The organism is Mycolicibacterium cosmeticum (assembly GCF_000613185.1).
Lineage (GTDB): Bacteria > Actinomycetota > Actinomycetes > Mycobacteriales > Mycobacteriaceae > Mycobacterium > Mycobacterium cosmeticum.
The window spans coordinates 1,765,454-1,784,553 of the sequence record NZ_CCBB010000001.1 but is presented as its reverse complement, the minus strand read 5'-3'; the positions used below and the strand labels follow the sequence as shown (position 1 = coordinate 1,784,553).

18 protein-coding genes are annotated in these 19,100 nt (G+C 69.6%); 8 read left to right on the top strand and 10 right to left on the bottom strand.

Annotation, left to right across the window (positions count from 1 at the left end):
• The first annotated feature begins 149 nt into the window (after positions 1-149).
• Positions 150-923 carry an IclR family transcriptional regulator gene (locus BN977_RS08485; RefSeq protein ID WP_081664581.1) on the top strand — a complete coding sequence of 258 codons (774 nt, stop codon included), beginning with the start codon at positions 150-152 and terminating at the stop codon, positions 921-923.
• Positions 924-948: 25 nt separating this feature from the next.
• Here the strand turns inward: BN977_RS08485 and BN977_RS08480 are convergent, their stop codons facing one another.
• The 7 genes from BN977_RS08480 to efeU all read right to left on the bottom strand — a co-directional run bounded on the left by BN977_RS08480 (position 949) and on the right by efeU (position 8,127).
• Positions 949-2,133: a Dyp-type peroxidase gene (locus tag BN977_RS08480; protein ID WP_036397118.1), complete on the bottom strand. Its 1,185-nt coding sequence runs from the start codon at positions 2,131-2,133 to the stop codon at positions 949-951.
• Complete coding sequence (locus BN977_RS08475; protein WP_407661174.1) at positions 2,126-2,611, bottom strand: copper chaperone PCu(A)C; 486 nt, start codon at positions 2,609-2,611, stop codon at positions 2,126-2,128. Before BN977_RS08475 ends, BN977_RS08480 begins: the two co-directional genes overlap by 8 nt.
• On the bottom strand, positions 2,604-3,938 hold the full coding sequence (locus BN977_RS08470) for a PepSY-associated TM helix domain-containing protein (RefSeq protein WP_036397116.1): 1,335 nt from the start codon (positions 3,936-3,938) through the stop codon (positions 2,604-2,606). Before BN977_RS08470 ends, BN977_RS08475 begins: the two co-directional genes overlap by 8 nt.
• A 104-nt stretch (positions 3,939-4,042) precedes the next feature.
• Complete coding sequence (locus BN977_RS08465; protein WP_036397115.1) at positions 4,043-4,588, bottom strand: hypothetical protein; 546 nt, start codon at positions 4,586-4,588, stop codon at positions 4,043-4,045.
• Positions 4,589-4,682: 94 nt separating this feature from the next.
• A complete protein-coding gene (gene efeB / locus BN977_RS08460; RefSeq protein WP_051561176.1) occupies positions 4,683-6,017 on the bottom strand; it encodes an iron uptake transporter deferrochelatase/peroxidase subunit in 1,335 nt (444 codons plus the stop codon).
• Positions 5,998-7,137, bottom strand: coding sequence for an iron uptake system protein EfeO (gene efeO / locus BN977_RS08455; RefSeq protein WP_046873395.1), 1,140 nt, complete (start codon positions 7,135-7,137; stop codon positions 5,998-6,000). The genes efeB and efeO overlap by 20 nt, the downstream gene beginning before the upstream one ends.
• A 42-nt stretch (positions 7,138-7,179) precedes the next feature.
• Positions 7,180-8,127: an iron uptake transporter permease EfeU gene (gene efeU / locus BN977_RS08450; protein WP_036397114.1), complete on the bottom strand. Its 948-nt coding sequence runs from the start codon at positions 8,125-8,127 to the stop codon at positions 7,180-7,182.
• A 176-nt stretch (positions 8,128-8,303) separates the two neighbouring features.
• Between efeU and BN977_RS08445 the strand changes: the two genes are divergently transcribed.
• The 6 genes from BN977_RS08445 (at position 8,304) to BN977_RS08420 (ending at position 13,206) form a co-directional block, all read left to right on the top strand.
• Positions 8,304-9,035, top strand: coding sequence for a lytic transglycosylase domain-containing protein (locus tag BN977_RS08445; RefSeq protein ID WP_024455383.1), 732 nt, complete (start codon positions 8,304-8,306; stop codon positions 9,033-9,035).
• A gap of 79 nt (positions 9,036-9,114) precedes the next feature.
• Positions 9,115-10,404, top strand: a complete 1,290-nt coding sequence (gene eno, locus BN977_RS08440; RefSeq protein ID WP_024455384.1) for a phosphopyruvate hydratase — start codon at positions 9,115-9,117, stop codon at positions 10,402-10,404.
• Positions 10,405-10,414: 10 nt separating this feature from the next.
• Positions 10,415-11,095, top strand: a complete 681-nt coding sequence (locus BN977_RS08435; RefSeq protein ID WP_036397111.1) for an FtsB family cell division protein — start codon at positions 10,415-10,417, stop codon at positions 11,093-11,095.
• A complete protein-coding gene (locus BN977_RS08430; protein WP_024455386.1) occupies positions 11,088-11,579 on the top strand; it encodes a DUF501 domain-containing protein in 492 nt (163 codons plus the stop codon). Before BN977_RS08435 ends, BN977_RS08430 begins: the two co-directional genes overlap by 8 nt.
• Entirely contained in the window at positions 11,570-12,511 is a 942-nt protein-coding gene (locus BN977_RS08425) for a Ppx/GppA phosphatase family protein (RefSeq protein WP_024455387.1), read from the top strand. The genes BN977_RS08430 and BN977_RS08425 overlap by 10 nt, the downstream gene beginning before the upstream one ends.
• Positions 12,512-12,543: 32 nt before the next feature.
• Positions 12,544-13,206, top strand: a complete 663-nt coding sequence (locus tag BN977_RS08420; protein ID WP_131590057.1) for a hypothetical protein — start codon at positions 12,544-12,546, stop codon at positions 13,204-13,206.
• 34 nt (positions 13,207-13,240) lie between these two features.
• Here BN977_RS08420 and BN977_RS08415 read toward each other — a convergent pair whose 3' ends face one another.
• Positions 13,241-14,197: an MPT63 family protein gene (locus BN977_RS08415; protein WP_051561172.1), complete on the bottom strand. Its 957-nt coding sequence runs from the start codon at positions 14,195-14,197 to the stop codon at positions 13,241-13,243.
• Between the two features lie 657 nt (positions 14,198-14,854).
• Positions 14,855-15,205: an ArsR/SmtB family transcription factor gene (locus BN977_RS08410; RefSeq protein WP_024452725.1), complete on the bottom strand. Its 351-nt coding sequence runs from the start codon at positions 15,203-15,205 to the stop codon at positions 14,855-14,857.
• Between the two features lie 84 nt (positions 15,206-15,289).
• On the opposite strand from BN977_RS08410, the gene BN977_RS08405 reads away from it, so the two are divergent.
• Complete coding sequence (locus BN977_RS08405) at positions 15,290-17,179, top strand: heavy metal translocating P-type ATPase (protein WP_234709524.1); 1,890 nt, start codon at positions 15,290-15,292, stop codon at positions 17,177-17,179.
• On the opposite strand, the gene BN977_RS08400 is transcribed toward BN977_RS08405, so the two are convergent.
• Complete coding sequence (locus tag BN977_RS08400; RefSeq protein ID WP_036397103.1) at positions 17,176-19,044, bottom strand: propionyl-CoA synthetase; 1,869 nt, start codon at positions 19,042-19,044, stop codon at positions 17,176-17,178. The genes BN977_RS08405 and BN977_RS08400 overlap by 4 nt on opposite strands.
• Between the last annotated feature and the right edge of the window lie 56 nt (positions 19,045-19,100).

Below are 19,100 nucleotides of genomic sequence, written 5' to 3'. Positions count from 1 at the left end.
TCTCCTTCGAGGACTGGACTGCGCTGGGTCCGTCTTTCACTGAGTGATATAGATCTGCGCTGAATGAAATCTACGAGCTGGCTGCCCGTCTGTCAACAGAAGGCGAACGGCGGTCCCGGCCTTCACTGGAGGCTGGTAACCTTCACTGAGTGAAAACAGGAGCGACTGCGGAGAAGGCGTCCACCCTCATCGGCGTCGAGCGCACGGCCAGAATTCTCACGGCGGTGGCGGACTCCGATATCGGCAATCTGGCCGAAATCGCAAGGCGCACAGAGCTGAACGAGGCAACTGTGCTCAGGTATCTGAACAGCTTGGTCGCACTCGGCTACATCGAACGGTTCAATGCGAATCAGTACCGCTTGGGTTGGGAGATCTTCCGGCTCGGGCAGCGGGCGTTCTCCAACCAGGTGCCCTCCGATGCGGTGATACCCACCATGGAGCGACTGATGAACGAGTTCAACGAGACGGTGAACTTCGCCGCGCACAAGGACCGCAGTGTCGTCATCCTCGACGTCGTCGAGGGCAGAAGGGCGGTCACCAAGGTCAGTGATGTCGGGCAGACCGACCCCTGGCACGCCTCCGCACTGGGAAAGGCGCTGCTGGCCACGATGCCCGACAGCGTCTGGCGCGATATCGTCGCCTCGGCCGGCATGCCCGCGCTGACCGGTCACACGATCACGTCGATGAAGAAGATGGCAGCCGAGATCAACGAGATCCGCGAACGGGGCTTCGCGGTCGACCGAGAAGAGGCCGCCGAAGAGCTCACCTGTGTGGCTGCCGCCGTGCCCGCTCACGACGGCGGGCCCGCCCGCTATGCGCTGAGCATCAGCTTCCTGACCCACCGGCTTGATCCGGAGAACCTGGAACACGCCGGCGACCAGGTGATCGCCGGCGCGCGCGAGATCGCGGCCAAGCTCCAGTGACACACCGACTCGGGGACGCCGGCCGCTAGTCCAGTAGCGACTGCCCCAGATACGCACCGGGCGGTGCCCCTGGCAGGATCGCGAACGTCGCCGATCCGACGGTGGTGACCCACGTGTTCAGCGCGTCGGCGGCCGCCAGCCGGCGTTGCACCGGGATGAAGCTGGCACCCGGATCCCGCTGGTAGGCGGCGAACAACAGCCCGCTGTCGGTGGTGACACCGGCTGGCGGCGGGTCGTCGTAGTTGTACGGCCGCCGCAGCATCAACTCGTCGGCCGTGCGGTGCCGGGCCAGCGCGATGTGTGCGTTGGGCGGGATGACCGGGATGCCGCCGACCTGGGCGCGCAGATCCGGTTCGTCGGACTCCCGCTGCCCGGTCAACGGAGCGCCGCTGCCCAGCCGGCGTCCGACCGCGAATTCCTTGCTCTCCCGGTCGAGTTCGTCCCAGGTGTCCATCTCGGCCCTGATCCGGCGCAGCACCAGCACGGTACCGCCGGCGAACCACGGCTGTCCGGCGCCGTCGTCCCAGACGTGCCGGTCGAACTCCACCGCGGTACGCAGGTTCGCCGTCCCGTCCACCTGACCCATCAGATTGCGCATGGTGGACCCGGACCGATCGGCGCCCGCGGCGTGCCGGAATCCGCTCTGCCGCCACCGCGGCACCACCAGGCTGCGCACGTTCTTCAGCAGCACCCGGGCCGCATGTGCCAGCGCAATCGGGTCGTCGGCGCCCAGGTGGAGCAGCAGATCGCCACCACACCAGCGGGTTTCGAGTCGGTCGGTGCCGAATGCGGGCATCTCGTACACCGTGGCCGGCAGCCGATGCCCCAGCCCGGCCCTGGCGAACACCGTGGGGCCGAGCCCCACCGTGACGGTCAACCTGGCCGGATGCAGGGCCAGTTCGGGTTCGGTGTCGGCGAGTGCGGGCACCCCCTGGGTGAGCCGGGCGGCGTCGGCGCTCCACAGTCGCAGCACCGCGGCGAGCTGGCGGCGGTCGCCGCCCGGTTTCAGGTCGAGGGCGACGAACAACGCGTGTGCCTGCGGTGCGGTGGCCACCCCGGACTGGTGCGCGCCGTGAAAAGGTTCGACCTCGGTGCCGAAACCACGCTGCGGCGTTGCCGATTGAGCCGATCCGCTCTGGGTGAGCGCCGCGCCGGCGGCGAGCGCGGCGGCGCCCCCGGACAGGAGGCGCCGCCGATTCAACTCAGCCATGCGGTTGGTAATTCTCGTTGGCCCCGGCGAAATCGCGGATCTGTGCGGTGATGTCGAGGGCGGAGCCGTCCTCGAATGTCACCGTCACCGGGACGTCGGCGCCCGGCGTCAACGGTGCTGTGAGATCCATCAGCATCAGGTGATCACCCCCGGGCACCAGCTCGTGGGTCTCGCCCGGCGGTATCACGATGCCGCCCGCCTTGGGATGCATGGTCTTGGTTCCGCTCGCATCGGCGCTCACCTCGTGCACCTCCATCCGGCCGGCGACCGGCGAGGTCGCCGAGACGATCCTGGCCTCGTGGTGTCCGTTGTTGGCGAACGTGCCGAACACCGCGGCCATCCCGGTGTCGGCCGCACTGGCCCACTGATCCCGCACGGTCACCTCGGCCGCCATCGACTGTTCCCGCTGGGTGCCGGTGCAGCCCGTCGTCACCGTGATCAGCAGGGCCAGCACCAGCAGCACCGCCCGCCTACCCACGACGCTTCACCGCCCCGATGGTCGCGTCGGCGATCAGGAAGGCCGCCAACGGGATTCCGAACAGCGGCAGGAACCAGCCGACCGCCGCGGCGGTCACCACCAGCGCCACCAGCGCCGCCGGATGCAGCCTGCGCAGCGCACCCCGCACCGGTGCCCTGCCGACCGCCCACGTCGAGCCGCGGGTCGGGCGGCGCTGCCACCACATCCGATAGCCACCGACGATGACGGCCACCAGCGCCACCGCGACGCCGAGTAGTAGCAGCTGGTTGAGCAACCCGAACAGCAGACCCATGTGCGCGCGGATGCCCCAGTCGGCCAGCATGGCCACCACCGAATAGTCCCGCCAGTAGTCCAGGGTGCCGGTCACCGTGCCGGTGGCCGGATCGACGGTGGCGGCGTTGGTGGTCAGCCGGTAGGGCTTGTCCACCTCCGTGACGGCGAGCCCGGCGCCGGGTTCGGTGGGCAGGGCCACCTCGACCGGCAGCCGCACCCCAGCGCGGCCGGCCGCCCGCACTGCGGCGTCGTAGTCGATGGTCGCCGGGTCGGTGACGGTGGCCGCATAGACGGCCGAACTCAACACCGGCCGTTGCCAATCGAACGCGGCGCGGATATCGCTGACGTGCGCCCCGGCGTAGGTGGACCAGGTGATGCCGGTGGCGGACAGGAACAGCAGACCGGCCAACAGCCAGATCCCGGTGGCGCCGTGCCAGTTGAGGGTGCGGGCGCGGCCCGTGAGACCGCGGGCCACCGTCAGGATGCGCCCGCGCCGCAGCAGCCACAGGGTGAGCCCGCCGAGTGCCACCACCCACAGCCACGATGCCGCGATCTCGCTGTAGATCCGGCCCGGCTCACCGAGTTGGAGATGCCGGTGCAGGCCGTCGAGGAAGGTGCTGACGGGCAGATACCCCAACCAGGTCGGCTCGTCGCCGAGCACCCGCGCGGTGTACGGGTCGACGAAAACGGCGCGGCGGAACTCCGCGTCGAGGGCCGGATCGGCGAAGTAGACGCGGGTGGTTTCGCCCGCTTCGGCCGCGGGCCGCAGCCCGGTCATGCTCAGCTCCGGGTGGGCGGTCCTGGCGGCGGCGACCTGATCGGCCAGGGGTAGAGGTCGGCCGGACGGCTCGACATACAACAGGTCGCCGTAGGCGAAGCGTTCGATGGTCGGTGCCATCGCGTACAGCCCGCCGGTGACGGCGGCCACGACGATGAACGGGGCCACCAGGATGCCGGCGTAGAAGTGCAACCGCATCAACAGCGGCCGCCAGCTGCGTCGGGGCGGTGGCAGGTCGGTGGGTGCGGGGGTGGACGTTTTTTCGGGAAGGGTCATGAAACGTGCTCTCTGAATCGCTGCGAAAGAACTTGGGGGCGCGCGGGTATACGCGCACGACCGCAGCCCCTAGGGGGTCTGCGGTGATGTGAGAGGGCGAACCGCTAGGCGGTTGGAAGGATCCCGAACGGCGGCGCGCGCATCCCCAGCCCCGGGCGCAGCAGCACGGGGCGGATGACGACGGGCTCGGCCCACCGGGTCGGCGGCGAGGTCGGCCGCGGGCTGCGGACCGTGAACAGCCGCAGCCAGGTCAGCAGGGTGGCGCAGACGGTGTAGAGGTGTTCGACCACCGCGATGGACAGCCCGAGGAGCACCGCGGCACCGGTGTGTGCGGCGATCATGGCCGGCGTGAGGCCCATGCCGTAGCCGGCGTGGTGATGACCGCCGGTGACGGCCAGCGTGACGTGGCTGAGGAACTGCGCGGCGCACAGCGCCGCGAACACCGCGACCGCCCGGGTACGGCCGGTGCGCAGTTCCACGGCGCCGACGGCGGCTCCGGCCGTCGCGCACACCAGCAGCGCGGCGACCAGCGCGGCACCGTGCGGGAGCGCCCCGGCCGCGCCGGCGTGCGCCGAGGTGGCCAGCACGGCCGAACTCCCGCCGACCAGCCCGCCGCGCAACCAGTGCGCGCGAGCCTTCGGCGAGTTCACAGCCGGGACTTTACCGGGGCCACGCCGAGTTCGACGAAATGCCCGATCCTTCTCGCACTTCTCCGCCCGTTTGATCAAGTGGGTGGGAAGGGGGTCAGGCGAAGATGCCCGAGCCCCAGTACGCGGACGCGTCACCGTCTTTCAGGCCGGGCGGGCAGGCGAACACACCGGTGCCGTTGGTGAAGATGTACTCGTTGAGCGCGTCGGAGGACATCTTGGAGATGACCGGGACGAAATGCGTCCGCGGATTCCGGGTGAACGCGATGAAGAACAACCCGGCGTCCAGATGCCCGAAGCCGTCCGAGCCGTCGGTGAAGTTGTAACCGCGGCGCAGCAATTCGATGCCGTCGTTGTGGTCGGGATGGACCAGCCGGACGTGGGCATTGCGGTCGATCATCGGGTCGCCCTTGGCGTTCTTCAGGTCGAAGTCCAGCGGGGCGAACTCGTCGTCGTAGCCCAGGGGTGCGCCGGTGCCCTTGGTGCGGCCGATCACCCGCTCCTGCTCCATCAGCGTGGTGCGATCCCAGGCCTCGATCCGGTTGCGGATGCGCCGGGTCACCAGATAGGTGCCTCCGGTGTGCCAGTCCGGCCCGTCACCCTCGGCGACCCACACGTTGCGGTTCAGTTTGTCGGTGTCCTCGGCCTTGAGATTGTTGGTGCCGTCCTTGAACCCCAACATGTTTCGCGGGGTGGACTGATCCCGCGTGGTGGACGAGGTGCGGCCGAAACCCAGCTGCGAATAACGCACCGCCGCGGTACCGAATGCCACCCTGGCCAGGTTGCGCACCGCGTGTACCGCGACCTGGGGATCGTTGGCGCACGCCTGGATGCAGATGTCACCGCCGCACTTGGCCGGATCCAGGTTCTCGTTGGTGAACTTGGGCAGCGGGTTCAGGTCGGCGGGTTTCTTGTCCGCGATGCCGAACCGGTCCTTGCCGTCCTTGACGAAGAAGGTCGGGCCGAAGCCGATGGTCAGCGTCAGTTGCGAGGGCGGAAGGCCAAGGGCCTCACCGGTATCGGCGGGCGGGGCATACGGGTTCAGGCCGACGGCGCCGTCCTTGACGGCATCCTCGCCCTTGGTCATCCGCTCGGCCATGGCGGTCCACTCCTGCAGCATCGCCACCACGTCCTCGCGGTTGTCGGTGGTGACGTCGAAGGTGCAGAAGTGCATCCGGTCCTGGGCCTCTGTGATGATGCCGGCCTGCCGTTCACCGCGGAAGGGCACCGCGCCGTGCGGTTCCCAGCCCCGGTCCCTGGTGCTGGTGGCCGAGGCACGGCCGGCCAGCGCCCCCGCACCGGCCGCGCCGACCACCGCGGCGGTCACGCCCGCGGCGCCGAACAGCTTGCGCCGGGACAGCCCCGCCCGCCCGGGGGCGGAGGTGCTCTGCTCGGCCGGTTCTCCCGCGGGGTTACTGGGGTGCGATGACACCTTGCACCTGGCTCACCTCTTTGGACAGCGCGTCGATGGCGCGGGACAGCTCTTGGCGCTGCGGCTCGGTGACCGTGTCGTAGAGCACGAATCCGTCACCCTTGCGGTACTTCCCAAGCAGCGCTTCGACATTGGCGAACTGCTGGTCGACACGCTTGCCCAGATCCGGGTTGCGCTCGTCGAGGATGGGGCGCACCGAGGCCACCGCGGTCTGGCTGCCCTGCACGTTGGCGTTGAAGTCCCACAGGTCGGTGTGGCTGAAGATGTCCTCCTCGCCGCTGATCTTGCTGGCGCCGACCTCGTCGAGCAGACCCTGGGCGCCGCCGGCGATCTGGGTCGAGTCGATGGTCCAGTCCGGCGCCTTCACCCCGGCGTCCAGCTCCTTCACATCGGCCAGCAGTTGATCGGCCAGCGCGTTGGCGTCGGGCTGCAACCCGGTGACCCACAACTGCTTCTCCAGGGCGTGGAAACCCGTCCACTTCTGGCCCGGCTCCAGGTCGGCCTCGCGCAGGTCGATGCGCGGGTCCAGGTCGTCGGGGAACGACTCGGCGACCGGCTCGATCCGCTCGTAATAGGTGCGGGCGATCGGGAACTGGGCCTTGGCCGCGTTGACGTCCTTCTTCTTGATGGCGTCGACGAAGACCTGGGTGGCCGGGATCAACGCGTCGGTCTGGCTGTTGACGTAGCGCTTGTAGCTGTCGGCGGCTTCCTTGAACTTGCCCTGGGTGTCGACCTGGACGGTGTCACCGGAGACCTTGAAGTCACCCCGGATGCCGTCGCCGATCATGCCCGGCTTGCACGCGGTCTGATAGGTGCCCGGTTCGGCCAGCTGCACGATCAGCTTGCGCTGCAGGCCGGGGGAGATGTTCTCCACCTCGCCCATCACCCGCTCGCCCTCGCCGTAGACGTAGAACTCGGTGACCTTGGTGCCGTTGTTGGTGATGTTGAACGTGACGGGACCGGTCTTGCCCTCGGTGCCCGACAGTTCGCACTTGTCGTCGGAGGCCGTCACGGTGATTGTCGCGTCGCCGGCGGCGCCGGCCTTGGACGGATCGCTGGAGCTGGCGGTCTCCTTGGCGGTGCAGCCCGCCACGAAGAGGCCCGTCAGACCGGCCAGCATCGCGGCGGTCAGAGCGGTGCGATTGTTCACGTGGGCGACCTTTCAGTGCTTTTCTGCGGTGGTGGACGGTTCCGGATCCGGGACCGTGTCAGACGAGGAGCCGTCGGGCTCGGGTGCGTCGGCCCGGGTGGCCGGCGCCCCGGTCGGCCGCAGGAACACGGCGAGCACGATGGCCAGATACGCCAGCCACGCACCGAACTGCAGCACGGTGGGGGTGGGCGTGACGTTGAAGACGCCCTGGATGACCTGGCCGTACCAGGACGACCAGTTGAACCAGGAGCTGATGTCGAAGGCCTTGTTGGCCAGGCCGGGCAACCAGCCGACGGTCTGCAGCGCACCGACCCCGTAGGACAGGATCCCCGCGGCGACGAGGATGAGGAACACGGCCGTGTACTTGAAGAAACTGGCCAGGTTGATGCGAACCGCCCCGGCGTACATGGCGTAGGCGATGGCGATGGCGATGAGCACCCCGACCACCAGGCCGACCAGCGGCCACAGCGTTTCGGCCTCGGCGAAGCCCACCATGAACAACGCGGTCTCGACACCTTCGCGGCCGACCGCCAGGAAGGCCAGGGCGGTGACGGCCAATCCGCCGGTCTCCAGGGCCCGGGCCATGCCGGTGCGCAACTCGCCCGACATGGTCGCGGCCGCCGATTTCATCCAGAGCACCATGGTGGTGACGATGACGACGGCGACCAGGGACGCGACTCCGGCGATGGCCTCGGCGCCCAGCCCGGACACCGTGTAGGCGCTGAATTGGATGGTGAGGAACACCCCGATGGTCATCGCGACGGCCCCGGCGACGCCGAGCCACACCCATTTGAGGGCGTCGCGGCGGCCGGATTTGACCAGGAACGCCACCAGGATCGAGACGACGATGCTGGTTTCCAGGCCTTCGCGCAGACCTATGAGCCCGCTGCCGAAAAGCTGTGAGGTCAGATTGGGAGCGGCGGCCAACAGCGTGGCCGGATGTCCCGCCAGAGCCGTCATGGTGTTGTCCTCGCTACCCGGTGCTTACCCAGCTTTGCCTTGCCAAAGATAGGTGTGGCGTACCTTATCAGGGGCGCTCGGCGCAAGGGGGCGGCCGCCAGGTGGCCGTGTGACTGAGCGGGATCACAGTCGGCGCATGGGACGATGGCAGCAAGCAGAGCGGTTTGAGGAGTCCGGTGTCGCCAGTGCGTTGGCTGCGGGCTGTCGTGGTGATCGGCGCGACGGCCCTGTTGATGGCCTCGAGCTGTTCCTGGCAGACCGGCATCCCGATTCCCGACGGCGTTCCGCCACCGGCCGGCGACCCGGTGCCGTCCGTCGACACCCACGCCAAAGGCCGGCCCGCCGACGCGCTGCACGCCTGGGCCGCCGAACGCGCACCCGCTCTGGGCATCCCGGTGACCGCCCTGGAGGCGTACGCCTATGCCGCGCGGGTCGCCCAGGTGGAGAACCCCCGATGCAACCTTGCCTGGACCACCCTGGCCGGTATCGGCATGGTCGAAAGCCACCACGGCACCTACCGCGGGGCCGTCGTCGCACCCAACGGTGACGTGCGGCCGCCGATCCGCGGCGTACAGCTGGACGGGACCATGGGCAACATGAAGATCCCGGACACCGACGAGGGCAAGCTCGACGGCGACGCCACCATGGACCGGGCGATGGGACCCATGCAGTTCATCCCCGAGACCTGGCGGCTGTACGGGGTGGATGCCAACAACGACGGGGTGGTCAGCCCCGACAACATCGACGACGCCGCGCTGTCGGCGGCCGGGTACCTGTGCTGGCGCGGAAAAGACCTGTCCAAGCCACGCGGCTGGATGGACGCGCTGCGGGCCTACAACCTTTCCGACCAGTACGCCCGCACGGTGCGGGACTGGGCGACGGCGTATGCCGCCGGGCATCCACTCTGAAGACGCCGTCGGCGACCCCACCCTTTAGGCTCTTGGTCGAGCGCATGACCCGTCAGGCCCGTCATAACTAGGAGGACCCGTGCCCATCATCGAACAGGTCGGAGCCCGCGAGATCCTCGATTCGCGCGGTAACCCCACCGTCGAGGTCGAGATTGCCCTGATCGATGGCACCATCTCCCGCGCCGCGGTGCCCTCGGGCGCGTCCACCGGCGAGCACGAGGCGGTCGAGTTGCGCGACGGCGGCGCCCGCTACGGCGGCAAGGGTGTCGAGAAGGCGGTCGAGGCCGTGCTCGACGAGATCGCCCCGGCCGTCATCGGGCTGAGCGCCGACGACCAGCGCCTGGTCGACCAGGCCCTGCTGGACCTGGACGGCACGCCGGACAAGTCGCGCCTCGGTGCCAACGCCATCCTGGGTGTCTCGCTGGCCGTGGCCAAGGGTGCCGCCGAGGCCGCCGGGCTGCCGCTGTTCCGCTACCTCGGCGGGCCGAACGCACACGTGCTGCCGGTGCCGATGATGAACATCCTCAACGGCGGTGCGCACGCCGACACCGGGGTGGACGTGCAGGAGTTCATGGTGGCGCCGATCGGTGCCCCGAACTTCAAGGAATCGCTGCGCTGGGGTGCCGAGGTGTACCACTCGCTGAAGTCGGTGCTCAAGAAGCAGGGCCTGGCCACCGGGCTGGGCGACGAGGGCGGGTTCGCCCCGGACGTGGCCGGCACCAAGGCGGCGCTGGACCTGATCTCGTCGGCCATCGAGGCGACCGGTTTCAAGCTGGGCACCGATGTGGCGCTGGCGCTGGACGTGGCCGCCACCGAGTTCTACACCGACGGAACGGGTTACGCGTTCGAGAAGGAGACCCGCACGGCCGAGCAGATGGCCGAGTTCTACGCCGGTCTGCTGGACGCCTACCCGCTGGTGTCCATCGAGGATCCGCTGTCCGAGGACGACTGGGACGGCTGGGTGGCGTTGACCGCCGCGATCGGTGACCGCGTCCAGCTGGTCGGTGACGACCTGTTCGTCACCAACCCCGAGCGCCTGGAAGAGGGCATCGAGAAGGGTGCGGGCAACGCGCTGCTGGTCAAGGTGAACCAGATCGGCACCCTGACCGAGACGCTGGACGCCGTCACCCTGGCGCACAACAGCGGTTACCGCACCATGATGAGCCACCGCTCCGGGGAGACCGAGGACACCACCATCGCCGACCTCGCGGTCGCGGTGGGCAGCGGTCAGATCAAGACCGGAGCCCCGGCCCGCAGTGAGCGCGTCGCCAAGTACAACCAGTTGCTGCGCATCGAGGAAACCCTCGGCGACGCCGCGCGGTACGCCGGTGACCTGGCGTTCCCGCGGTTCTCGCCGGCGAGCCAGTAACTTCGCTCGTATGCCCGACGCGAAACGGCCCGACCAGCGGCGGCGAGGCCCGGCCCCCAGGCCGGGCAAGCCGGGTGCCGCCCGGTCGCGTGCGGTTCCGCGTCGGATCGAGCCGCGGCCGGCCGAGGCGGGACAGGACGGCGCCGAGTCCGTCGAACCGGTCGCGGAGAGCGTCGCCGAGTCGATCCGCAAGGCGGCCGCCGAATCGCTGGACACGCAGTCCGAGCAGCGGTTCGGGTCGGCCGCCCGGCGGGCGGCGATCCTGGCCGTGGTGGTGTGTGTGCTGACGCTGACCATCGCCGGGCCGGTGCGCACCTATTTCGCGCAGCGCGCCGAGATGAATCAGCTCAAAGCCGCCGAGACCCAATTACGTTCGCAGATCGAAGATCTTGAGCAGCAGAAGGTGAAACTTGCCGATCCGGTGTTCATCGCCGCGCAGGCGCGGGAGCGGCTGGGCTTCGTCATGCCCGGCGACATCCCGTACCAGGTGCAGCTGCCCCCGTCGGCGGTCCAGCCCGTCGCGCCGGGCACCGAGGGCACGCCGGTGAAGTCCAACGATCCTTGGTACACCGCGTTGTGGCACACCATTGCCGATGCGCCGCATGGTCTTTCGCCGGTCATGACACCCGCGCCGGACGCGCCGCCCGGCCCGGATGCCCCGCCGCCCGGACCCCCGCCCGCCGGTGGTTGAGCCAGCGGACCTGGACGCCGTCGCCCAGCAGCTCGGGCGCGAGCCGCGCGGTGTCCTGGAGATCGCCTATCGCTGCCCCAATGGGGAACCCGGCGTGGTCAAGACCGCGCCGCGACTGCCCGACGGCACTCCGTTCCCGACGCTGTACTACCTGACCCATCCCGCCCTGACCGCGGCCGCCAGCCGGCTGGAATCCTCGGGGCTGATGCGGGAGATGACCGAACGGCTGGCCGCCGACCCCGAGCTGGCCGCCGGTTATCGGCGTGCGCACGAGTCGTATCTGGCCGAACGCGATGCCATCGAATCGCTGGGCACCACGTTCTCCGGCGGCGGCATGCCGGACCGGGTGAAATGCCTGCACGTGGTGATGGCCCACGCGTTGGCCAAGGGGCCCGGCGTGAACCCGTTCGGTGACGAAGCACTCGCCCTGCTGGCCGTCGAACCGGCGATGGCCGGCATCCTGGACCCGGAGGTGTGGACGTGAGAGTGGGCGCCATCGACTGCGGTACCAACTCCATCCGGCTGCTCGTCGCCGACGCCGTACCGGGTGGGCTGCGCGATGTGCACCGCGAGATGCGCATCGTGCGCCTCGGTGAGGGTGTCGACGCGACCGGCGAGTTCGCCCCGGCCGCCTTGGCCCGCACCGAAGCCGCGCTGTCGGACTACGTGAAAACCATGCGCGCGCACGGTGTCGAGCGGGTGCGGATGGTCGCCACCTCGGCCGCCCGCGATGCCGCCAACCGGGACGAGTTCTTCGCGATGACGGCCCGGCTGCTGGGCGAGGTGGTGCCGGGCACGGTGGCCGAGGTGATCACCGGCACCCAGGAGGCGGAGCTGTCCTTTCGCGGAGCGGTCGGCGAACTCGACCCTGCCGCAGGGCCTTTCGTCGTGGTCGACCTCGGCGGCGGCTCCACGGAACTGGTGCTCGGCGAGTCCGGGGTGACCGCCAGCTATTCGGCGGATATCGGCTGTGTGCGCATCAAAGAGCGGTTCCTGCAGACGGATCCGCCCACCGCCGCCGAGATCGGGGAGGCGCGCGCCCTGGTGCGCGAACGGCTGGACGACGCGCTGCGGGCGGTTCCGGTCGCCCACGCCAAGACCTGGGTCGGGGTGGCCGGGACGTTCACCACGCTGGCGGCGCTCGCGCACGGCCTGCAGGTGTACGACCCGCAGCTGATCCACCTGTCGCGCACCGGTTTCGGCGATCTGCTGGCGATGTGCGACACCCTGATCCGGATGAGCGCGGCCGACCGCGCCGCGCTGGGGCCGATGCACGAGGGCCGGGCCGATGTCATCGGCGGCGGGGCGATCATCGTCGAGGAGCTGGCCGCGGTCCTGGGTGAGCTGGCCGGCATCGACGAACTCGTCGTCAGTGAGCACGACATCCTGGACGGCATCGCGCTGTCCATCGCTTAGTTTGGTGGGGTGACTGCCAAGGAGGTTCCTGCGTGAGTACGCCCGGGTCATGGGACGGTGGTGGGCCCCCGCCGGTGATTCCGCGGCCGGCGCCCCCGCGGCGCGGCGCGAATATCGGCATCATCGTCGGCGCGGTGGCGGCCGTGGCCGCGGTCGGCGCCGGAGCCGCCTTCCTGCTGCTGCGGTCCTTGGGGGACTCCGGGACGCCGGCGGCGCCCACGCCGCCCAGCACATCGTCGTCGGCGCCGTCGGGCACCAGTGCGCAGCCCAGCGACCCCACGTCCCGGCTGATGCGTGCGCTCCCGGCGGGTTACCCGGCCGGTGCGTGCAAGCCGGTGGTGCGGCTGGAGGGGGCGATGGCGACCGTGGCCTGCACCGCCAATACCGATCAGGGTGGTCCGGTGTCGGCGACCTACTCGCTACTGGTCGATTCGGCCGCGCTGCAGAAGGCCGTCGACGAATTCGTGAACACCTCGACGGTGGTGGACTGCCCCGGCCGGATCCAGTCGCCGGGGCCGTGGCGGCACAACGCGTCGCCGCAGGAGGTCAGCGGCACGCTGGTGTGCGGTATCCAGGGCGACAACCCTGCGGTCGCGTGGACCGATATCGACAAGCAGTTGTTCAGCGTGGTGCAGGGCCGCCCAGGTGGTCCGACGCTGGACCACCTGTACGCCTGGTGGACGTCGCACTCCTGAGCGACCCTGCTGCTGTAGGGCTGCGGTTAGGGCTCTAGCCGGCCGGCGGGGCCACCACGACGGTCGTGGTCGGCGCCGCACCCGCGGGCAGCGGCGTTCCCGCGCTGCCGCCCGGTGCCGGAACCGCCTCGGCCGGAGCGCCCTCGGCCGGAGCCGGGACCGCGGCGACGCCGGCTTCGGCAGCTGCGGCCGGCGCGGGCTGGGTGCCGGCCGGGACCAGTGCGGGAGCTTCCTCACCGGCGGGCAGCGGGGTGCCGGCGCTGCCGCCCGGGACCGCCGCGGGCACGGCATCGGCGGGCAGCGGCGTGCCCGCACTACCGGCGGGTGCCGGGCTGGTGGGCGCCGGGCTGGTGCTGGCGGCCGGCGACGTGGTCGGGGCCGCGCTGGTGGTGGGTGCGCCGCTGGTGGTGGGGGCTGCCGAGGTCGACGTGGTGGGGCTGGTCGACGTCGTGGCGGCCGGCGCCTGCCAGGACCGCGGCGCCGAACCGGTGGCGGGGCTCTGCACCGGTGCCGGCTTGAGCCAGACGATCAGGTCCTGATCGGCGTTGGCGTACACCACGCTGTCGGGGGCTTCGCCGGTGACGTCGAAATAGACCTTGCCCGTGGTCTTTTCGCCTTGCTGCAGGGTGGACGGGTTGACGCCCTGCGGTGTGGCGACGCCGAACAGCGCGCGGTAGGTGTCGCCGTTGCGGGCGCGCGCGTTGAGATTCGAGACGATGGGGGTGACGCTGCCCTGCAACGCCTCATCGGTCGCGGTGGCTTCCCACAGCGTGCCGTGCGGCTGGTAGGGGATGGTGTCGGTGCTGACCTTGAGCCCGGTGACCGTCCAGCCCTGGACGACATCGCCGTTGGTCAGCTTGGCCTGGCTGCCCAGCTGGGAGGTGGTGGTCTCGTTGTCGGCGGTCGCGATGGGTGCACTGAAAGCAGCGAATGCCCCCGCGGCGGCAATGGCCGCCGATGCAAACCCCGCTGTGATGGTCGTGAACTTCACCGTGTTCCACTCCTGAGTTCGTCGCGGCTCCCCCCGTGGGACCGCACTGTGAGCGAAATTAGCAGGCGCTGAAGGCGCGTGGAACGGGCGCCCGAAATCAGCGGGAGGGAAATGTCGAGCTCACGCACCGGTTTTGGCGAGCGGCCGGTGGTGTAGCAAACGATGTCAATCGAGTGTCGAGGCGGCGGTCGACCGGTAATCACCGCTTTCGGCATGTCCGGCAAACCACAACGGTGCCTTCGCCGGTCAGTCGACCGGTGAAGGCACCGTTGTCGGAATCAGCGCCGGATATTGCAGTTCGGGGGATTACCGCAGTGGTGGCCACCATCGCAGGCATTGCAATGACAGTTGCATCCGGATCCGGCGCGGGTGGTGACGGGCTCGACCATTGCTGCTCAACTCCTCGGTGTCCGATGACGGACTCGGTGGAACATCAACATATGACAACATCACCATAGTTCGCCTCGGCGTGAAAATAAAGGTTCCGAGCAGCGAATTGCCTTGTCGGGCGGGGTTTTGGAGGAGAAGGCCGGAGGCCGGATCCGACCGTTGAATGTGCAGGAGAAGGCCGGAGGCCGGATCCGACCGTCGAATGTGGAGGAGTAGGCCGGAGGCCGGATCCGACCGTTGAATGTGGGGACCGCTGGATCAAATCCCTTACGCGGTGTCGCGGGCGCCGAGCCGAAGGTGCTCGATGTGGTACACGGCCTCGTCGAGCAACTGGGCGACGTGGTCGTCATAGAGGCGATAGACGATATTGCGGCCGGACCGGTCACCGGCGACCAGGCCGAGGGTGCGCAGCAGGCGCAACTGGTTGGACACCGCGGGCTGCTCCATCCCGACGGCGGCCGACAGATCGGTCACGGTGCACGGCGACTGGCGCAGCCGGGTGAGGATGAGCAGCCGATTCGGCGAGGCCAGCGCCTGCAGCGTTTCGGCGACCTTCACCGCCGATGCCGCGTCGAGCGACGCCGCGGGCGCGGTGCGCCCTTCGACCCCGTGTCCCATGCGTCCATTCAAGCACGGTCAGTGCAGATAACTTGACACATTTAAAACTGTACATGTTTAGATGTATGTGTGATGACGGCGACGATGACGACTTCGGCTGCCCCCGCGGTGGCACGGCGATCGACGATGTGGACGCTGCCTTCGGTGCGGTGGGCGACGCTGGCGCTGGCTCTGTTCCTCGCCGGCGCGGCCGCCCAGCTGCTCGGCGCTCCCGAATTCGTCTGGTGGACCGCCTATTTGGCATGCTATGCGGCCGGCGGCTGGATTCCGGCCCGGGACGGCCTGTTGGAGCTGGTGCAGCGCCGCCTGGATGTGGACCTGCTGATGATCGCGGCGGCCATCGGCGCCGCCGCGATCGGGCAGGTGTTCGACGGGGCGCTGTTGATCGTCATCTTCGCGACCTCCGGGGCACTGGAGGATCTGGCCACCCGCCGCACCGAGGACTCGGTGCGCGCGCTGCTGGATCTGGCCCCGGAGCGGGCGGTGCGCCTGGACGAGCGCGGCGCCGAAGAGGTCGTCGCCGCCGCGGACCTGGCCGTCGGGGACGTCGTGCTGGTGCGTCCGGGCGAGCGGATCCCCGCCGACGCGACGGTGGTCGACGGCGCCTCCGATGTCGATCAGTCCTCGATCACCGGGGAACCGGTGCCGGTACCCAAGGCTGCCGGCGACGAGGTGTTCGCCGGCACCCTCAACGGAGCCGGCGCCTTGCGGGCCAAGGTGATTCGCGATCCCGCCGACAGTGTGGTGGCCCGGATCGTCGCGCTGGTCGCCGAGGCGTCGGCCACCAAGGCGAAAACGCAGCTGTTCATCGAGAAGGTCGAGCAGCGTTACTCGGTGATCGTCGTGGTGGCCACGCTGGCCCTGTTCACCCTGCCGCTGCTGTTTGGGGAAGACCTGCGCGGCGCGCTGCTGCGGGCCATGACCTTCATGATCGTGGCGTCACCGTGCGCGGTGGTGCTGGCCACCATGCCGCCGCTGTTGTCCGCGATCGCCAATGCCGGCCGGCACGGCGTGCTGGTGAAATCCGCCGTGGCCATGGAGCATCTGGCCGACGTCGAGGTGGTCGCCTTCGACAAGACCGGCACGCTGACGTCGGGCCGGCCGGAACTGACCGCCGTCGAGGCCGCCGACGGCTTCGACCGCACGCGGGTGCTGCGGTTGGCCGCCGCGGCCGAGCAGTACAGCGAGCATCCCCTCGGGCGGGCGGTGACCGCCGCCGCCAGGGCGCAGGGCATCGCCGTTCCCCCGGCCACGGACTTCCTGGCCATCCCGGGCCGCGGCGTGCGCGCCACCGTCGGCGCGGCGCTGGTGCAGGTGCTCACCCCCGCGGCGGTCGCCGAGGACCTGCCGTCGGTGCGGCGATTCGAGGAGCAGGGTGCCACCGCGGTGGTCGTGGTTGTCGACGGCGCGGTGGCCGGGGTGCTGGCCCTGTCCGACACCGTACGTCCGGGTGCGGCCGGGGCCGTGGCTGCGCTGCGCGAGCTGACCGGCCGGCCCCCGGTGCTGCTGACCGGTGACAACGACCGTGCCGCAACGCGGCTGGCCACCCAGGTCGGCATCGAACGGGTGCATGCCGGCCTGTTGCCGGAGCACAAGGTCGACATGGTCCGGGCGCTGCCCGGGCGGGTGCTGGTGGTCGGTGACGGCGTCAACGACGCCCCGGCGATGGCCGCGGCGCACGCGTCGATCGCGATGGGCCGGCACGGGGCCGATCTCACCCTGCAGACCGCGGACGTGGTCACCGTCGCCGACGACCTGAGCACCATTCCGGCCGTGGTGGCCCTGGCCCGGCGGGCTCGGCGGATGGTGGTGGCCAACCTGGCCATCGCCGCGTCGTTCATCACCGTGCTGGTGATCTGGGATCTGTTCTGGTACCTGCCTTTACCACTCGGTGTGGCCGGGCACGAGGGGTCGACCATCCTGGTGGCGCTCAACGGGCTGCGGCTGCTGCGGGAACGGGCCTGGCGGGCCTAATTCCGCAGGATCGGTTTCAGGGTGTCGAGCACGGCCGGGTCCTCGATGGTGGACGGCACCGGCTCGTCCCGGCCATCGGCGATGCCGCGCATGGTCTTTCGCAGGATCTTGCCCGATCGGGTCTTCGGTAGTGCGGGCACCACGTCGACGAGTTTGAAACTGGCCACCGCCCCGATGTTGTCGCGCACCGCCTCGATGAGCTGCTCGGCAAGGCCGTCGGCCGTGGCGCCGGATTTCAACACCACCAGTCCGCGCGGCACCTGACCCTTGACCTCGTCGGCCACCCCGATCACCGCGCATTCGGCGACGGCGGGATGGGCGGCCAGCACGGCCTCGATCGACCCGGTGGACAACCGGTGCCCGGCCACGTTGATCACGTCGTCGGTGCGGCCCACCACGAACAGGTAGCCGTCGGAGTCGATATGCCCGCCGTCGCCGGTCAGGTAGTAGCCGGGAAACGCCGACAGGTAGGACGAGACGTACCGGGCGTCGTCACCCCACAGGGTCGGCAACGTGCCGGGCGGCAGGGGCAACCGCACGCAGATCGAACCTTCCTCGCCCGCATCGCATTCGGTGTTGTCCGGGCGCAGCACCCGCACGTCGTAGCCGGGCATCGGCACCGTCGCCGATCCGGGTTTGATCGGCAGCGGCTGCACGCCCATCGGGTCGGCGGCGATCGCCCAGCCGGTCTCGGTCTGCCACCAGTGGTCGACGACGGGGATGCCCAGTTTCTCGGTGGCCCAGGCGAAGGTGGCCGGGTCCAGCCGCTCACCGGCCTGGAACAGGTACCGCAGGCTGGACACATCGTGGTCGGCGAGCAGCCGCCCCTCCGGGTCTTCCTTTTTGATGGCCCGGATGGCCGTCGGCGCGGTGAACAACACCTTCACCCCGTGCTCGGCGACCACCCGCCAGAACGCCCCGGCATCCGGGGTGCCGACCGGCTTGCCCTCGTAGAGCACCGTGGTGGCACCCAGCAGCAGAGGCGCGTACACGATGTAGGAATGCCCGACCACCCAGCCGACGTCCGAGGCCGCCCAGTACACGTCGCCGGGTCGGGTGTCATAGATGTGCCCCATCGACCACAGCAGGGCCACCGCGTGCCCGCCGTTGTCACGGACGATGCCCTTGGGTTTTCCGGTGGTGCCCGAGGTGTAGAGCACGTACAGCGGATCGGTGGCCGCGACGGGCACCGGGTCGACCGGCTCGGCGCCGGCCAGCGCGTCGGCCCAGTCCACATCGCGCCCCTCGACCAACGTGCACGGTGCCTGATCGCGTTGCAGGATGACGCACTTGGGGGTGTCGTGCTCGGCCATCTCCAGCGCCGCGTCGAGCATCGGTTTGTATTCGACGATGCGGGTGGGTTCGACGCCGCAGGAAGCCGAGACCACGACGGCGGGCCGGGCGTCGTCGATGCGGGTGGCCAGTTCGTGCGCGGCGAACCCGCCGAACACCACCGAATGCACCGCACCGAGCCGCGCGCACGCCAGCATGGCGATGACGGCCTCGGGCACCATCGGCATGTAGATGACCACGCGGTCACCCTTGCCGACCCCCAGCCCGCGCAGCACGCCGGCGAATCGGGCTGTGGCGTCGTGCAATTGGCGGTAGGTGTAGGTGCGTTTGGTCGCGGTGACGGGGGAGTCGTAGATCAGGGCGGGCTGATCGCCCCGGTCGGCCAGGTGCCGGTCCAGGGCGTTGGCGCAGGTGTTGAGCTCCCCGTCGGGGAACCAGCGGTAGAACGGCGGGTTGCTGTCGTCGAGCACCTGGCTCGGCTCACGGGTCCAGGTGACCGCCTTGGCGGCGTCGGCCCAGAACGCGGCCGGGTCGGCGATGCTGGTCTCGAACAGTTCGCGATAACCGGACATACCGCAGAACCGTAGCTGTACAGCACCTGTGAGGGTGGGGAATCAGCTCAGGCGCG